Source organism: Alkanindiges illinoisensis DSM 15370 (assembly GCF_000619845.1).
Classification (GTDB): Bacteria; Pseudomonadota; Gammaproteobacteria; order Pseudomonadales; family Moraxellaceae; genus Alkanindiges; species Alkanindiges illinoisensis.
Genome location: NZ_JHUX01000003.1, coordinates 492671 through 509347, shown reverse-complemented (window position 1 = coordinate 509347; position 16677 = coordinate 492671). Strand labels below are relative to the sequence as shown.

Sequence of the window (16677 nt, the reverse complement as noted above, 5' to 3'; positions counted from 1 at the left end):
CAGTTTTAATAGCATTAATGCTGCTTTAGGTGACTATAAGTAAGCCAAGTAATTTTTTATAGAAAAAGTAACTTTATATTTATTAACATCTTCTTTTTAAATTAAGTAAAAACATGAACTTATTTAAATTTTCCATTTTTATGACAGAAAGTGGTCTTTATAATTAATTCAAGATTTAATTTCTTTTATTCTAATATGGTTTAATCCATATTATTCAGAGCACTTTTAAAAAAACTAAACCGCACGAATAAATATATTTTAATAAAATTTATGCTTACTGAATAATTTAAACTTATTTCGCTACTTATGACGGTTTTTCTAAGCTAACATTCCATTAGAGTTCATAATTACCTAACAACTATTTCATCAATGCTGATTGAGTTAGCCATACTGGAGAATTTTATGTCGCGCTTGCGTCGCTCCCATCCGGTTCAACAACTTACCACCCAGTTTAGTGGACAACATGCTTTATTAAGGCCAGATTTTCAGTATTTGCCTAGTGATCACAGCAGCAAGCATGGCTTTTTTAATCCTGCGTCAGAGAGTACGCGCAGTGTAGCGCTATATGAATGGCTGCTGTTTCGCAAGCCTGCCCAGTGGCCAGCCCAGGAAACTATACCTTCCTGTCTGGACAAGCCCCAAGCACGCCCTGATGCAACTCTTAACGATTGGCAGGTGTGGTTTGTTGGTCATGCAACTGTATTGATCCAGATTGGACCCTACAACTTTTTAACTGACCCCGTATGGGCACAACATGTTAGCCCACTTCCGCATCTGGGGCCAAAACGGGTACGCCCTGCTGGCATTGCACTAGATGAGCTACCACCAATTGATGCGGTGCTGCTAAGCCACAATCATTATGATCATCTGGATCTGGCCAGCTTAAAATGGCTGCATCAGCGTGATCGTATGCCCATTTATACCGGCCTGGCCAATCGCTGTTATTTACCAGAAGAGATGCAGGTCATTGAGCTGGACTGGTGGCAACAGGCTGACTTTAAGCCTGATAACCGCATTAAAATCGTTTATACCCCAGCCCAACACTTTTCTGGCCGCGGCCTAAAGGATCGTAACAAGGCATTATGGGGCGGCTTATCCATTTTAACGCCGGATGATCACTGTTTCTTTGCAGGCGATACTGGTTACTCGCCACATTTTCAGCAGATACGGGAAAATCTGGGAGCACCACGTTTAAGCCTGCTGCCAATTGGCGCGTATGAGCCTCGTAAGATCATGCGAACCATGCATATGAATCCAGCCGATGCAATTCGGGCACATCTTGACCTGCACAGCAAGCAGTCACTCTCCATTCATTACCGCACCTTTCAGCTCACGGATGAAGCCATTAACCAGCCTTTATTAGAGCTAGCCTCGGCAATGACTGAAGCACAAGTTACTGATGGTTCTTTTTTCAATTTGCTGGAAGGTTATGGACGCAAGGTATAAGTTGTACAAGGGTTGTGTCACCTGAACCAACAAAAAAACTGTGATTTAAAGCTGGATTGGCTTCAATTCCATGATTGTCTTGGTGTATTTTTGTAATAACTGCTTTTAATGATGAGATGTTGCTTTTTATGGCCAGTTTTTCAATTTCAAAAAAATTTATGCAGGGCATGCTGTTGGCAGGAACGCTGGGCATTACTGCGCTTCCGCAGGCACAGGCAGTTCCTATTGAACAAGGCAGCCTGACCCAAGCCAATAACAGCTCAGTGGCAACAGCTGGCACTGTAGCAACAGATGACCAAGGCTCTACCCTGTGGCAGCTTTATCAGCAGGTTCAGCAGCTTCAGCAGGAAGTCCGTGAATTGCGTGGCCAACTGGAATCACAACAGGACACGCTGGATCGCACCCAAAAAGAGGTGAAAAACCGTTATACCGATCTGGATCAGCGACTTGAGCTATTAAAAGAGCAAACCCAGCCTGCTGATGAAAACAGCGACAATCCGGATGATGTTACAGGAAATGGGGATACCAACTCAGCTGCCCCAGATACCAATTCGCCTATAAGCAATGCACCCGTCAGCAATACGCCGGCTGATATACCTAAGCCTGCGGCAAAAACTACGTCTCCAGCACCGGATGCCACTCCACCTGTTTCCGGCACACCATCAGCCCCTGCAAATAGCAAACCGTCTTCTGGCAATACACTGTATGTACAGCAGGATGCTTCAAACGACAAACAACCTGACAAACAGGCCTACATTAGCGCCTATGATGCGTATAAGGCAGGTGGCGCGTCCAAAGCCATTAAACCGATGCAGCAATTTATTGCCAGTTTTCCCAATAGTGTTTATGTCCCCAATGCCTATTACTGGCTTGGGGAGTTTTATCTAGCCAGCAATCCGGCTGATTTTGTTAAAGCTAAAAAAAGCTTTAATGAAGTCATCAACAAATATCCAAAAAGTGCCAAGGCTTCTACCGCCTTGTACCGGGTTGCTACCATCACACAAGAAATTGACAAACGCACCAGTGAAGCTACCGCTTTAATGAAAAAGCTGGTGCGTGATTATTCAGGTTCACCGGAAGCCCAATATGCCCGCAGCTTCATTACTGCGCATCCATAATTTTTTGTTTTTTAGCTAATTTTCTACTTAAAACAATGAAGTATTCACATTAAATGAACTGAGTTTAATAAACAGTCCAGCCATGATGCTTCCCATAAACCTTAAAGTAGTGATTTTTCACAATCAACTTTCTGGTTAATTTTCTGTGCAACAATTAACTTTAAATTGGATCATAAGGATTCATAAATGATGAAAAACATCAAATCACATACGCTCATTCAACGTGCAATTTATAGTACGGTTCTTGCGGGTTCATTACTGGGTTTAAGCGCGCCAGCAGCATTCGCGGATACTGACAAACCGCAGTACCGTCTGATTCAGCTTCAGGCCGATGCGACGCGTGAAGTCACCAATAACCAGATGGAAGCCGTGTTGTTTACTGAACTCAACAGCAATAGCCCCACCAGCCTGTCGCAGGATATTACCAGCACCCTGAATGAAGCCATACGTCAGGCTGCCAAATATCCACAGGTTAAAGTGAGTACCGGGGCACAAAGCACCTATCCCATTTATGATGACAAGAACAAGCTAAAAGGCTGGCGCGCCCGGGCGCAAATTGAGCTTAAAAGCACTGACTTTAAAGCCACCAGTGATTTGATTGCAGCCTTGCAGGACAAGATGCAGATTCAGTCCATTAACTTTAGTGTGTCTGATGATGAACGCAAGCGGGTTGAAAATGAATTGATGGTGGAAGCTTCTCAGGCATTCCAGCAACGTGCTCGCCTGTTGCAGCAGTCCTGGCAAGCCAGCGGTTATGAACTGGTGAGCCTTGATTTAAATGCCATGAATAATGAACGTCCGCCTATCATGTATGCCATGAAAGCCAGAGATGCCGCAGCGCCCATGGAAAGCCAGAATGTGCAAGGTGGTAATAGTCAGCTTCGGGTTAATGCTTCAGGTAGCGTTCAATTGCGCTAATTATTTCTGAGCCTAACTTAAGGCTGCAAGCGTTAAACATAAAAAACCGCCCAGTTGCTTAATCAATCTGGGCGGTTTTTAGTTAATGCTAAAACTTAACGCACGATACCGCGCTTGGATGATGTTAGTGAATCAATCAGCAATTGTACTTCTGGCGTTTGCGGTAACAGCTCATTGGTAAGTTTATCAACGGCCTGAACAGTCGTTAGGTTTTCACGATAAACCATTTTAAAGGCTTTACGCAGATTATTGATTTTATCAGCATCCCAGCCTTTGCGACGCATGCCTTCATAATTCATGCCATAAGCATGCGCTGGATTACCAGACACCATGGTATAAGCCGGCACATCTTTTAAAATCGTACTACCGCCACCAATCATGCTATAGGAATCAATCCTGCAAAACTGGTGAACACCTGAATTCCCGCCAATAATAGTATGATCACCTATGCTCACATGCCCCGCAATCCCAACATTATTGGCAAAAATATTATCATTACCAATCATGCAATCATGCGCGATATGGGTATTTACCATCAGCAGGTTACGATGGCCAAGCCGGGTCAGGCTTTGATCCTGCACAGTACCACGATGCAGGGTACAGGCTTCACGGATAATATTATCATCCCCAATTTCGAGCCAGGTTTCCTCACCCTTGAATTTCAGATCCTGACAAATTTCACCAATGCTGGCAAACTGAAAAATCCGGTTACGTTTGCCAATACGGGTCAAACCCGCAATTACCACATGCGGGCCAATGTCACAATCTTCATCAATGCTTACCTGCGGACCAACAATACTATAAGCACCAATCGTGACACTGGCTGCAATCTGTGCGGTTGGATGAATAATTGCAGTAGGATGAATATTTGGGTTGGAAGTCACACTACTGTTTTGTGCACTATTATTTTTCATATTAATGTAATCTGTTGTTCCGAAACCAGAATTTCAGCACTGGCCACAAGTTTTCCTTCTACATGGGCCTGGCAACTGAACTTGAAAATCCCTCTTCGCTGCATTAACAGCTCAGCACTTAATATGAGTGTATCCCCAGGAATCACCTGACGCTTAAACCGTACCTTGTCTGCACCTGCAAACAAAAACATATAGCCATCACGCGGGCGCTTGCCTGCACTCATAAAGCCTAGAATACCAGCAATTTGTGCCATTGACTCAACAATTAGCACACCAGGCATAATTGGCAAGCCTGGAAAATGTCCCTGAAAGAATTCTTCATTAATAGAAACATTTTTTAAGCCCTTGATAGACTGATTGGGTACAACGTCAGTCACCCGGTCAACCAGCAGGAAGGGATAACGCTGCGGCAGATAACTGCGAATGGCGTCAGCCTGCATGGGCAACTGGTAATCAAGGGATACAGCAGAGGAAATATCTTTAGTCATCTTGAGGTAGTGATGATGGCGGGTAAGAAGTTGCCCGCGATTCTACCTGTTCAACCCGCGCTTGCAAATGCTCAATTTGTTTAATTAGCTGGGTTAGTGGTACATCAGCAAGCTGCCGCAAACGCACCACCATTTTCTTCCATTGTGAATTTTCAGCAAATGACGTACCAGACGAATAAGTACCTGGCTGATTGATAGATTTGGTGATCATGGCCATGCCTGTCAGGTTAACATGATCACAGATGGACAAATGCCCGGCAATACCGGACGCACCACCAATAATACAATGCTTGCCAATGCTGGCACTACCTGCAATTCCGACATTCGCTGCGATGGCAGTGTAATCACCAATCTGTACATTGTGGGCAATCTGCACCAAATTGTCGATAATGACACCTTGACCAATGGTTGTATCATCCAGCGCGCCACGATCAATGGTACAGTTAGCGCCAATCCTTACATCATTGCCAATAACGACACGTCCCAGCTGGGCAATCCGGTACCATTGCCCTTCATGCGGGGCAAAGCCAAAGCCATCGGCACCAATTACTGTGCCTGCATGCACCCGGACTCGTTCGCCAAGCTGGCAATGATGCTGAACCGTGACATGCTTATCCAGCCATGACCCCTTGCCAATAGAGCTTCCTTTGGCAATACAAACATGGCTTTCTAGAATGACATTAGCAGCAATATTGGCCTCATCTTCAATGACCACATAAGGGCCAATCGATGCCGATGGGTCAATAGTGGCTGAAGGAGCAATTACTGCGGTTGGATGAATAAAGACAGCAGGCTTGGGGGTTTGGTCAAATAAATGGCTCAGGCCTGCAAAGGCAGCATAGGGATTGGGTACAATCAGGGCATTGCCCCTGTACTCTCCCATATCTTCCTTACGAATAAGGACAGCACCAGCCTGTGTTTCAGTGAGCTGGGACTTATAGCGACTGTTGGATAAAAAAGCCAGATGCCAGGGCTTGGCATGCTGTAATGAAGCCAGGCCCTGAATGGCAGTATCCGGGTTACCGATCAGCTCAGCATTAAGCCGCGCGGCCAGTTGACCCAGTGTCAATGCGGAAGGAACCATACCAAATAATCTGGCAGTTACTGGGTAGCATCCAGACGTTCAGTAATTTTGCTGGTAATGTCCACAGTTGGGCTGCTCCAGATGACATTTTTCTTTTCAATGATAATGTCATAGTTGCCTTCCTTGCGAATATCTTCAATGATTTTCTCAAGTTTTGGCAGCAGGGTTTTGTACATGGTGGCTTGCGTTTCATCAACACGCTTTTGCAGACCTTCAGCAGTACTGTTGTACTCGTTGATCTTGCTTTGTGCCTGCGTTTGCAATGCTCTCACCTGATCTTCCTTCAGTACTTTGGCATCAGTCTTGAAGCGGTTTTCAATACCAGCCAGTTCTTTTTGCAGGGCTTCAATCCGGTCACGCTGCGGCTTTAGGCTACTGTTTAGGTTAGCCACGGTTTGCTTGGCGTATTTTGAATTAAAAATTGCTGCTTGCGAATCGGCAACTGCAACATTATTAGCATAAGCAGCACTGGTTGATAAAGCAGCAATGGTCAGTGCGGCTGTGGCAAATAAATGACGCATATTAAACTCCTTGTGACTCTTAAGTGTTTTTAAGCATCCATTTGCTTAAAAGGTACGTCCAATTTCAAACTGAACACGTTTTGTTTCATCACCATCTTTCTGGTTAAGCGGATACGCATAGCTCAGCGATAATGGGCCAATCACCGTAATCCAGGTAAATCCGACACCAGCACTGTAACGAATGTTATCAGCATTGATTTCAAAGTCCGAAGCATCAGTATTATAGACCTGACCCCCTTCAACAAACAGAACAGGACGGATCTGTCGTGACCAGTCACCCTTGAATGGTACAGGCAATACCAGCTCTACCCCACCCTGAATCAGAGCATTACCACCAATGGCTTCTGGATCTGTATCAGTAGTACCAGTTTCCTGATAAATCACTGCGGGACTACGTGGCCCCAGCGTACTTTCCTTATAACCGCGGACTGAGCCATAACCACCAGCAAAATAGTTCTTATAGAAAGGCAAATCATTACCGTAGCCCAATTTACTATACGTACGTAGGACAAACTTGTCACCCAATGGGAATAGTGCCTGACCATCATAGGTCAGTTTTTGATATTCCACGTCACTGCCGGGCAAGGCAATATCCAGCGACAAACGATGGTACATGCCTTTGGTTGGGAATACAGGACGGTTCAAAGTATTGTAAGCCCAAGCCAGATTCAGGTTGTAGGTAAGATAATCGCCTTCAAAAGCATTGCCATAAGTCCGGTCTGGAACCTGAATGGTTTCCTGTACTGGCTTGCCATCAACATCACGAATGATCTCTCCGGTATCCGGGTTTGTCTTGGTTCTGGTCACTGTTTTGGTTGTGGTAAAAGTTCGAGTCGTTTTACCGCCATTTGCCAGCAGATAATCGCGAATAGCAACTGATACAAACTGACCCGTAGAAATCTGGGTATCATCTACATTGAATGATGCACTGACATTCTGGTTTTCATCCAGTGGATAACCAAACGTTAAACTGCCACCTAGAGAATCAGTTACATAGGTACTAACGTTGAGCTTGTCCAGCTTGGTTTTACGCATATAAGCATTATAACCACGGCTGACCCCATCAATGGTAAAGTAGGGATCCAAAACATTCAGGTTATAGTAATCGAGGGTTTCAGAACGTGACAGATCAATTGCCACCTGATTACCAGTTCCCAGAAAGTTAGTCTGGCTAAGACCCAGCTGGAAAGTGACACCGCCACCTTGCGAATAGCCTACAGCAACAGTACTGGTACCAGAGTTTTGCTCTTCAACCTTGACATTCAGGTCAATCTGATCGGCTGTATTAGGAACACGAACAGGCTCAATTGCTACAGTCTTAAAATAGCCTGTCCGCTCCAGACGCACTTTGGACAGATCAATTTTTTCATTGGTAGCCAGTGCACCTTCCATTTGACGCATTTCACGGCGTAGCACTTCGTCGGCTGTCTTGGTATTGCCATTGAAGTTAATGCGACGCACCGTGACCTGCTTGCCCGGATTAATATAATAATTCAGGTTAACGGTTTTGTTTGCTTCATCAATGTCAGGTACAGCGTTGATCTCGGCAAAATAATAGCCTGCATTGCCATATTTGCGTGTCAATAATTCCTTAACCGCATTGACTTGCGCTTGCGAGTAAGTTGCACCTTCCTTGAAAATTGCCAGTGGGCGTAATTCATCCTGCGAAAATAGCGTATCGCCTAAAAACTTGGTTTGACCAAATTTATACTGCTCACCTTCGCTGATGCTGACTTCAATAAAAATGCGTTTTTTATCATCACTAATATTGAGCTGGGCATTATTCACATTGAAATTAACATAGCCCTTGTTTAAATAAAGTGCACGCAGACTTTCCAGACTGGCTGTCATGCGCTCGCGGGCATAGCGGTCATTCCGGGTCAACACGGATGACCATGAGCTTTCTTTAACTGCAAAGGCTTGCAGGATGTCACTGTCCTTAAATACAGTGTTACCAATGACATTAATATCAAAAACCTTGGCTGCCGTACCCTCGATAAACTTAAAGTTTAAATCGACCCGGTTGTTGGCCCGTGGGGTAGTTTCTACAGTGACGTCAGCATCATAACGACCCTGCTGGGCATATTGCTGCTCAAGCTCATTTTCAATATTTTGCAAGGTCGCACGCTTGAGCACCTGACCTTCAGTCAGATTCAGGCTTTTTAGACCCTGCTTTAGGGTATCCGTTGGAATTAGTTTATTACCAGTAAAGGTCACTGATGAAATGACCGGGCGCTCAATGACCTTGAACACCAGTGTATTACCATCACGTACACTTTGAATGTCATCAAAGTTGCCAGTGGCATATAAGGCACGAATACTGTCTGCCACTTTTGCATCAGTAACCTGATCACCGCTGCTTACCGGCAATACTCCGTAAACGCTGGCTGGTGCAAGCCGCACTAGTCCTTCAATCCGGACGTCCTGTGCTACAAAATCTTCAGCATTGGCCTGCTGTACCAAAGCCATTGCGCTAACCAGTGTCAGAGGCAGTGTAAAATATGAGTGCCGCATGCCTAAGGATTCCAAAAGTAAAAATTAATTAAAAATCATTGTTACACAGCTGTTAGATCAGGCGTGCAAAATCATTAAATAGTGCAAGGATCATCAATGCCCCAAGTAATACAATACCAATGCGCAAGCCAATCATTTGAATTTGCTCGGACACTGGTTTACCGCGCAGTGCTTCAATAAAATAATAGACTATGTGTCCACCATCAAGTACCGGGATAGGTAATAAGTTTAAAATTCCCAGACTAACACTCATTAAGGCCATAAGCCTGATAAACGGCTGCCAGCCCATTTCGGCACTCTGGCCAGCCATATTGGCAATAGTCACTGGACCGGACAAGTTTTCCAGACCAATTTTTCCAGTAAACATTTTACCCATGGCCTGAACTGTAATTACCGACAATTGCCATGTTTGGTTAGCAGCCATACCCAGCGCGGTGAGCGGACTGTACTGAACTGTTTGGGTATATTCTGTTGGAATTTTATAATTTTCAACTTTAGCGCTAGCTCCCAAAAATCCATATTCAGTGCCTACCGCATCCTTTTTACCCTTAGGCATTACTTTTAACTGCAAAGGTTTGCCATCACGCACGATATCAAATACCAGTACCTGCTCAGGATGGCTACGTACAATCTGGGTCACCTGGAGCCATTGACGCACTGGTTGCTTATTAATCTGCACAATCTGATCGCCAGCTTTCAGTCCCTGATTTGCAGCAGCTTCATGAGGAGTTACCTCACCAATAACAGGCTTGATATCAGGTTGGTAAGGTAAAAAACCCAATTGTTCGAGTGGGTTTTGCCCACTGGTGCGCATAAAATTCTGGATTGGCAGGTTGTAGGTTTGAAGCTGCTGATGACGTTCCGCAGTGATCTGAATGGTGCCAGTTTCACCCATGCGCTCTACCAGCGCATAGTTCAGGTTTTCCCAGGTTAAGGTCTGGGTGCCATCCACTGCGGTAATTTTATCACCGACCTGCAGCCCTGCCTGAGCCGCAGGAGAATGGGGCTGGATTTGACCAATACGGGTACTTAGTTGCTCACTGGCAGGCAGAAACAATATCCAGTACAGCACAATGGCAAATAGCAGGTTAATCAGCGGACCAGCAGCCACAATGGCAATACGGCTCCAGGCTGACTGGCGATTAAAGGCATAGGGAATATCTTCAGCGGCAACTTCACCTTCACGCTCATCTGCCATGCGTACATAGCCACCCAGCGGAATAGCAGCAAGCTGATAGCATACTCCGTCCTTGCCATGCCATTTCAATAGTGTGGGGCCAAATCCAATGGAATAAACTAATACCTTGACTCCCATTCGTCTGGCAACCCAGAAATGGCCGAACTCATGAATTGCAATCAAAGGCCCCAGTAAAACAATTGCTGCAAGAATAATAAATACGATATTCATGTAGTCCTGTTGGCATTCGCCATTATCCATTGCCCTGCAAGCTCGCGCGCCTCAAGGTCTTGCACAAGGATTGTGTCAAGGTCGTGTGCAGGAAGCACATTGATTTGTGTTATTACTGCGTGTATGAGTTGTGTAATCTGTGTAAACGCAATTTTATTGGCCAGAAATGCTGCAACAGCAACTTCGTTGGCTGCATTCAACACAGCGGGTGCACAACCACCAGTTTTCATAGCAGATTTTGCCAATGCCAAGGCAGGAAATCTGTCTTCATCCGGCTGCTCAAAGTTCAGGCAATTGGCAGAAAATAAGTCTAATGGCGGAACGGTGGTTGCAATCCGCTGTGGCCATGCAAGCGCATGTGCAATCGGCGTACACATATCCGGATTGCCAAGCTGTGCCAGGGTAGAACCATCAATGTACTGCACCAGTGAATGAACAATACTTTCTGGATGAATGACTACTGTAACCCGCTCAACGGGCAACTCAAACAAATGACAGGCTTCAATTAGTTCAAGTCCTTTGTTCATCAGGGTGGCTGAATCAACTGAAATTTTCTGCCCCATCGACCAGTTGGGATGTTTGCAGGCTTGTGCTGGCGTAGCCTGGTGCATTTGTTGCAATGTCCATGTCCTGAACGGGCCGCCGGATGCTGTCAGCAAAATCTGTGAAACGCCAGCCCGATTTCCCTGATTTGCAAAGCGCGCTGAACTGCTGAAATAATCCGTAGGCAGACATTGAAAAATGGCATTATGCTCCGAATCTACCGGCAGCAAGGTGGCTTGAGCCTGCTTGACGCGCTGCATAAACAGCTCGCCCGCCATGACCAATGCTTCCTTATTAGCGAGCAATACACGTTTGCCTACATCAATGGCGGCCAGTGTAGGTTTTAATCCTGCGCTGCCAACGATTGCTGCCATCACAACGTTTACTGCTGCTGCACTGGCAACCTGACACAGCCCTGTTTCGCCCTCAACAATTTCAATAGTATGTATTTGTTTGTCATTACAATGCAATGCAAGTAATGATCTAAAAGTATCTATTTTACCTTCTGGAACGACTACCACTTTTGGAGAATGCTGTTCAACCAATTGTGCCAGTTCGTCTAGACGCTGAAAGCCTGTCAAGGCATAAACCTGATACTGATCAGGATGCTGAGCCAGCACCTTTAGGGTACTTTTTCCAATGGAACCAGTGGCGCCAAGAATCGTTACCTGTTGCACTGGCATCTTAAAAACCACCTAAAAATTGCTGCTGTAACCATAACCCTAATGCAAACACAGGGGTTGCGGCCATTAAGGAATCTATACGATCCAGTACGCCACCGTGGCCGGGCAAAATTTTACCTGAATCCTTAATCCCAGCCTTGCGCTTGACCATGGATTCAAACAGGTCGCCTTGTACAGAAGCAAGCACGGTGACAATAGACAAGGCAATAAACATAGCCAATGCCGTGGCATTAAGCTTCAGTTGACCAAAGCCTACAGCCAGCATTACTACCAGTGTTAATGCTAATCCGCCAATCAATCCCTCTATTGATTTATTGGGACTCACATTGGGTGCCAGTTTACGCTTGCCAAATGCACGCCCAGCAAAATAGGCACCGCTGTCAGCACACCATACCAGTGCAAACACATACATGAGCCACCACGGTGACTGTTGCCATAAGGCAAAAATGGCTATTACCGTTGCAACCAGTAGTACTACACCGAGGACATTCAGGTTTTTATTGTACCAGCCTGTTTTCTCAGGATATTGCTTGACCCATGACAGACTTATGAGCCAGGTCAGTAAAGCAATTGCCCATAGATAAGGCCAGCTTTGTGGTAAAAACAAAGTACCCGCAGAAAGTACAGTAACAATAGCTGCATATAAGGTGTATTGCTGATTGGGAATTAAACGTGCCCACTCATAACCGGCAATTGCAACCATGAGCAACATCAAACCCATCATGGGCAGTACACTTGTGCTGGCAAACATACACAGCAGGACAATAGCAACTAAAATCAGTGCTGTGCGAATGCGCTCAATCATTATCAAAGCTCGTTGCTGTTGCAGGATGGTTATTATCGAGTTGCTGCTTAACCTGCTCGCTTGTACGACCAAAACGGCGTTCACGCTGGGCAAAAACCTTAAGCGCCTTATTAAATTCTTCTACTGAAAAATCAGGCCATAAGGTTTCAGTAAAATACAGCTCTGCATAGGCAGCTTGCCAAAGCAGGAAATTGGACAGGCGGTAGTCACCACCAGTACGGATCATCAAATCGACTACTGGCAAGTCTGACAGCGAAATATACTGCTGCAGGGCCTGTTCGTTAATCTGATCGACATTTAACAGGCCACGCTCTACCTGAAGCGCCAGTTGCCGGGCAGCCTGAGCAATATCCCACATGCCGCCATAGCTTACGGCAATCACCAGCGTCATTGAACGATGATGCGCAGTGGCACTCTCAGCCTCAAGCATGAGCTGCTGTAGTTCATCAGATAACTGGGCACGGTTGCCAATAAAGCGCAAGGCAATATCGTGCTTTTTCATGCGGGGAACCTGCTCACGGATGGTCTGGGCAAACAGCTCCATCAGCAGGGCAACTTCCTTGTGGGGACGCTGCCAGTTTTCGCTGGAAAAGGCAAATACAGTGAGCACCTGAACACCCAGACGACGGGCTTGCTCGACCACAGGATCAAGCTGTACCTTGCCCGCTCGATGCCCCCCACCTTCTGGCAAGGCTTCACGCTTTCCATAACGGTTGTTGCCATCCATAATAATCGCCACATGACGTGGCAAGTTCATGGAAGTCTGATCAGCGCCCTGCTGTTCACTGGAGACAGGCTCAGCAGCAACCGGATTACTGGAAATGGAATTACTGGACATAAGGTGCCTGCTGTATTAAACCTGGATCAACTCGGCTTCTTTGGCAGCCAGCATCTTGTCAACATCAGCCACATACTTGTCGGTCAGCTTTTGAATTTCATCACCGGCACGACGCTCTTCATCTTCGGAAATTTCTTTTTCTTTAAGCAAATCCTTAATATCACCCAGAATATCACGGCGAATGTTACGGATAGCCACTTTGGCATTTTCTGCTTCACCACGCGCCAGCTTTTGCATGTTGCGACGGGTTTCTTCAGTAAGCGCTGGTAACGGCACGCGGATGATGTCCGCAGTGATTGGGTTTAGACCCAGATCGCTTTCACGAATTGCCTTATCAATGGTGCTGGTCATGCTACGTTCAAACGGCTGTACCACCAATGTACGTGCATCGTCGACACCAATGTTGGCCACCTGATTGAGCGGCACATCGCTACCGTAATAAGACACCATGATGCCATTGAGCATGGAAGGATGGGCACGGCCTGTACGAACTTTGGCAAAGCCTGCTTCCAGCGCCTCAATACTTTTTTTCATGCGGCTCTCGCCGTCTTTTTTCAAATCATTAATCATGACCAATCTTCCTCATTTTATTCCAGAATCAATATATTTTAGCAATGTCGGCCTTTAAGCATACCGGCCTGCCATCTAGCGGGTCACGTGAGTTCCTTCAGGCGCACCCATCACAACAGAAAGCAGTGCACCCGGTTTGTTCATGTTAAAAACCTGCAATGGCACACTATGGTCACGGCACAGGCAAATCGCTGTTAAATCCATAACACCGAGCTTACGATCCAGTACTTCATCAAAGCTCAGGTAATCATACTTGATTGCATCGTCATGCTTGCTTGGGTCTTTGTCGTACACACCATCAACTTTGGTGGCTTTTAGAATCAGGGTTGCTTCAATTTCAATACCACGCAGGCATGCTGCGGTATCCGTGGTAAAAAATGGATTGCCCGTACCCGCTACAAATACGCATACTTCACCATTTTTCAGATGACGGATTGCATCCCGGCTGCTATAGGTTTCGACCACACCGTTAATAGAAATGGCAGACATCAAACGGGTTTTAATATTGCGACGTTCCAGCGCATCACGTAGCGCCAAACCATTCATAACCGTAGCCAACATGCCCATCTGGTCGCCAGTAACACGGCCTACCAGTCCTTCCTGTTGTAGCTGGCTGCCCCGGTACAAGTTACCACCACCTACTACAATGCCAACCTGCACGCCAAGACCCACCAGATGTGCGATAGACAGCGACATTTGATCCAGAATGGATGCATCAATGCCCATATCTTTATTGCCTGAAAGCGCTTCTCCTGACAGTTTAAGCAGTATGCGTGAAAAACGCGGGCTATTCTCAGCCATAGTGTTGCTCCCAAGCAATTCAATTATAAAACTTTAAAACAGATAACTTTATATCAAAAACAGCAGCATAACGCTGGTGTAAACTGTCAGATCAAATCCTAGTCATCAAGTGTGCATACAAGCTCACCGTTGTATCCTGATGACCATTCCAGACAATAGCTGATCGGCGCGCATGGTAACAAATGCTGTGGCATGCGCCAATCCACCAAACTCACCTTAAGCCAGAATCACTATAAAATTTATCAAATACAGGCTGATAAAAGCTGAACTTTTAACAGCCCGGCATTAAAACAATGCAGCGCTGACAAATAAGTGTTACACCGAAATTAGCTTGGCAAACAGGTCATATTCATCAGCATCAGTAATTTCAACATACAGCATTTGGCCCGGCTGAATCTGGCTTTTGTCGATATCTTCAACAAACACGTTGCCATCAATTTCAGGGGCATCGGCATAAGAGCGCGCGACAGCAACCGGATATTCCGGGTCAAGCTCGTCAACCAGCACGGTCATGCGCTTGCCAATCTTGTCTTTCAGAATTTGTGCAGAGATTTCCTGTGCCACCAGCATAAAGCGTTCGTAGCGATCTTGTTTGACCTCTTCGGGCACCAGATCAGGCAAATCATTGGCTGGCGCGCCTTCAATTGGTGAATAGGTAAAACAGCCCACGCGATCCAGTTTGGCCTCGCGTAACCAGTCCAGCAGATACTGAAAATCTTCTTCGGTTTCACCGGGGAAACCCACTACAAAAGTAGAACGAATGGCGAGATCAGGACAAATGGAACGCCACAGCTTGATTTTTTCTAGGGTATTTTCACTGTGCGCCGGGCGTTTCATCAGTTTTAAAATACGCGGACTGGCATGCTGGAATGGAATATCCAGATACGGCAGGATTTTGCCATCACGCATCAGTTCCAGCACTGCATCCACATGCGGATAAGGATAAACGTAATGCAGGCGCACCCAAACGCCTAGTTGTCCTAGCGCAGCACACAGGTCATAAAATTTGGTTTTAAGCGGCTGGCCGTTCCAGAAATCCAGCTTGTATTTGGTGTCTACACCATAGGCCGAGGTATCTTGAGAAATCACCAGAATTTCTTTCACGCCTGCATTCACCAGTGCCTGTGCTTCATCCATGATGCTGCCAATTGGACGCGACACCAGATCACCACGCATTTGTGGAATAATGCAAAAAGTACAGCGGTGGTTACAGCCTTCGGAAATTTTTAAATAAGCATAATGCTTGGGCGTCAGGCGAATTCCTTGTGGCGGCACCAGATCAACAAAAGGATTATGCGCTGGCGGTGGCGGCACATATTCATGCACGGCACTCATGACGTCTTGATAAGCAGCAGCGCCAGTTACTTTTAAAACGCTGGGATGCATGGCGCGGATTTTTGCTTCATCCTTGCCCAGACAGCCTGTCACAATCACCTTGCCATTTTCACTGATGGCTTCGCCAATGGCATCCAGTGACTCCTGTACGGCGGATTCAATAAAGCCACAGGTATTGACTACCACTAAATCTGCGCCTTCAAATGAAGCTGCAACGTCATACCCTTCCGTACGTAACTGGGTAAGGATTCGCTCCGAATCAACCAGTGCTTTAGGACAGCCCAGGGATACAAAACCGACTTTAGGGGATTTCATGCATACAGCTCCAACAGATTAGTGCATATTGTAAGCACTTTGGCGTTGCTTTAATAGTATAACCAGACCTTACCAAGCGGGTTTTCTTGCATCGTGCGCATCAATTGCACACTGGAATTCCAATACATCCTAAGCATCGTTCAATTAAAGCCTATGGACAATGCTCTGATTTAGGGCGTTAATTTTAAATTACAAGACAAATTCTTATTAATGCATTAATTTGGTGCAATGTAAGTTAAGGGCTGTTTCACAATAGGGCACTTATGCCAAAAACTGCCTGTACCATGTGCCTTTTATTGTCCTTAAAACAGTAAAAATGGTTTTTAAGACTGCTGCATAATTTTTTTAAGGCTTAAATCCACTGTTGGCGTGCTAA

General features: G+C 45.8%; 15 protein-coding genes. 3 read left to right on the top strand and 12 right to left on the bottom strand.

From position 1 onward, the window contains the following. The first annotated feature begins 402 nt into the window (after positions 1-402). The 3 genes from Q337_RS0102630 to Q337_RS0102620 all read left to right on the top strand — a co-directional run bounded on the left by Q337_RS0102630 (position 403) and on the right by Q337_RS0102620 (position 3482). The gene (locus tag Q337_RS0102630) at positions 403-1446 is read left to right on the top strand and encodes an MBL fold metallo-hydrolase (RefSeq protein ID WP_026470264.1); all 1044 of its coding nucleotides are present in this window, start codon (positions 403-405) and stop codon (positions 1444-1446) included. Between the two features lie 128 nt (positions 1447-1574). Continuing rightward, positions 1575-2564, top strand: a complete 990-nt coding sequence (locus Q337_RS0102625; RefSeq protein WP_169733733.1) for a YbgF trimerization domain-containing protein — start codon at positions 1575-1577, stop codon at positions 2562-2564. A gap of 216 nt (positions 2565-2780) precedes the next feature. Next, a complete protein-coding gene (locus tag Q337_RS0102620; protein ID WP_026470262.1) occupies positions 2781-3482 on the top strand; it encodes an SIMPL domain-containing protein in 702 nt (233 codons plus the stop codon). Positions 3483-3577: 95 nt separating this feature from the next. Here Q337_RS0102620 and lpxA read toward each other — a convergent pair whose 3' ends face one another. From lpxA to rimO, 12 genes are all read right to left on the bottom strand, one after another. Next, on the bottom strand, positions 3578-4396 hold the full coding sequence (gene lpxA, locus Q337_RS0102615) for an acyl-ACP--UDP-N-acetylglucosamine O-acyltransferase (RefSeq protein ID WP_407636742.1): 819 nt from the start codon (positions 4394-4396) through the stop codon (positions 3578-3580). Then, the gene (gene fabZ / locus Q337_RS0102610; protein ID WP_026470260.1) at positions 4393-4884 is read right to left on the bottom strand and encodes a 3-hydroxyacyl-ACP dehydratase FabZ; all 492 of its coding nucleotides are present in this window, start codon (positions 4882-4884) and stop codon (positions 4393-4395) included. Before fabZ ends, lpxA begins: the two co-directional genes overlap by 4 nt. After that, positions 4877-5968: a UDP-3-O-(3-hydroxymyristoyl)glucosamine N-acyltransferase gene (gene lpxD, locus Q337_RS0102605; RefSeq protein ID WP_026470259.1), complete on the bottom strand. Its 1092-nt coding sequence runs from the start codon at positions 5966-5968 to the stop codon at positions 4877-4879. Before lpxD ends, fabZ begins: the two co-directional genes overlap by 8 nt. 17 nt (positions 5969-5985) lie before the next feature. Then, positions 5986-6489, bottom strand: coding sequence for an OmpH family outer membrane protein (locus Q337_RS0102600; protein WP_026470258.1), 504 nt, complete (start codon positions 6487-6489; stop codon positions 5986-5988). A 45-nt stretch (positions 6490-6534) separates the two neighbouring features. Continuing rightward, positions 6535-9003, bottom strand: a complete 2469-nt coding sequence (gene bamA / locus Q337_RS0102595; RefSeq protein WP_026470257.1) for an outer membrane protein assembly factor BamA — start codon at positions 9001-9003, stop codon at positions 6535-6537. A 52-nt stretch (positions 9004-9055) separates the two neighbouring features. Next, positions 9056-10411, bottom strand: coding sequence for an RIP metalloprotease RseP (rseP, locus tag Q337_RS0102590; protein WP_026470256.1), 1356 nt, complete (start codon positions 10409-10411; stop codon positions 9056-9058). Next, entirely contained in the window at positions 10408-11637 is a 1230-nt protein-coding gene (gene dxr / locus Q337_RS0102585; RefSeq protein WP_034279161.1) for a 1-deoxy-D-xylulose-5-phosphate reductoisomerase, read from the bottom strand. Before dxr ends, rseP begins: the two co-directional genes overlap by 4 nt. 1 nt (position 11638) lies before the next feature. Next, a complete protein-coding gene (locus Q337_RS0102580) occupies positions 11639-12442 on the bottom strand; it encodes a phosphatidate cytidylyltransferase (RefSeq protein ID WP_026470254.1) in 804 nt (267 codons plus the stop codon). Beyond that, positions 12435-13199 carry a polyprenyl diphosphate synthase gene (gene uppS / locus Q337_RS16505; protein ID WP_051526705.1) on the bottom strand — a complete coding sequence of 255 codons (765 nt, stop codon included), beginning with the start codon at positions 13197-13199 and terminating at the stop codon, positions 12435-12437. The genes Q337_RS0102580 and uppS overlap by 8 nt, the downstream gene beginning before the upstream one ends. Before the next feature lie 96 nt (positions 13200-13295). Further along, the gene (gene frr, locus Q337_RS0102570; RefSeq protein WP_026470253.1) at positions 13296-13850 is read right to left on the bottom strand and encodes a ribosome recycling factor; all 555 of its coding nucleotides are present in this window, start codon (positions 13848-13850) and stop codon (positions 13296-13298) included. A 75-nt stretch (positions 13851-13925) separates the two neighbouring features. Then, entirely contained in the window at positions 13926-14651 is a 726-nt protein-coding gene (gene pyrH, locus Q337_RS0102565) for a UMP kinase (protein WP_026470252.1), read from the bottom strand. 315 nt (positions 14652-14966) lie between these two features. After that, positions 14967-16301 (bottom strand): 30S ribosomal protein S12 methylthiotransferase RimO, encoded by a 1335-nt coding sequence (rimO, locus tag Q337_RS0102560; RefSeq protein WP_026470251.1) that lies wholly within the window; start codon positions 16299-16301, stop codon positions 14967-14969. Between the last annotated feature and the right edge of the window lie 376 nt (positions 16302-16677).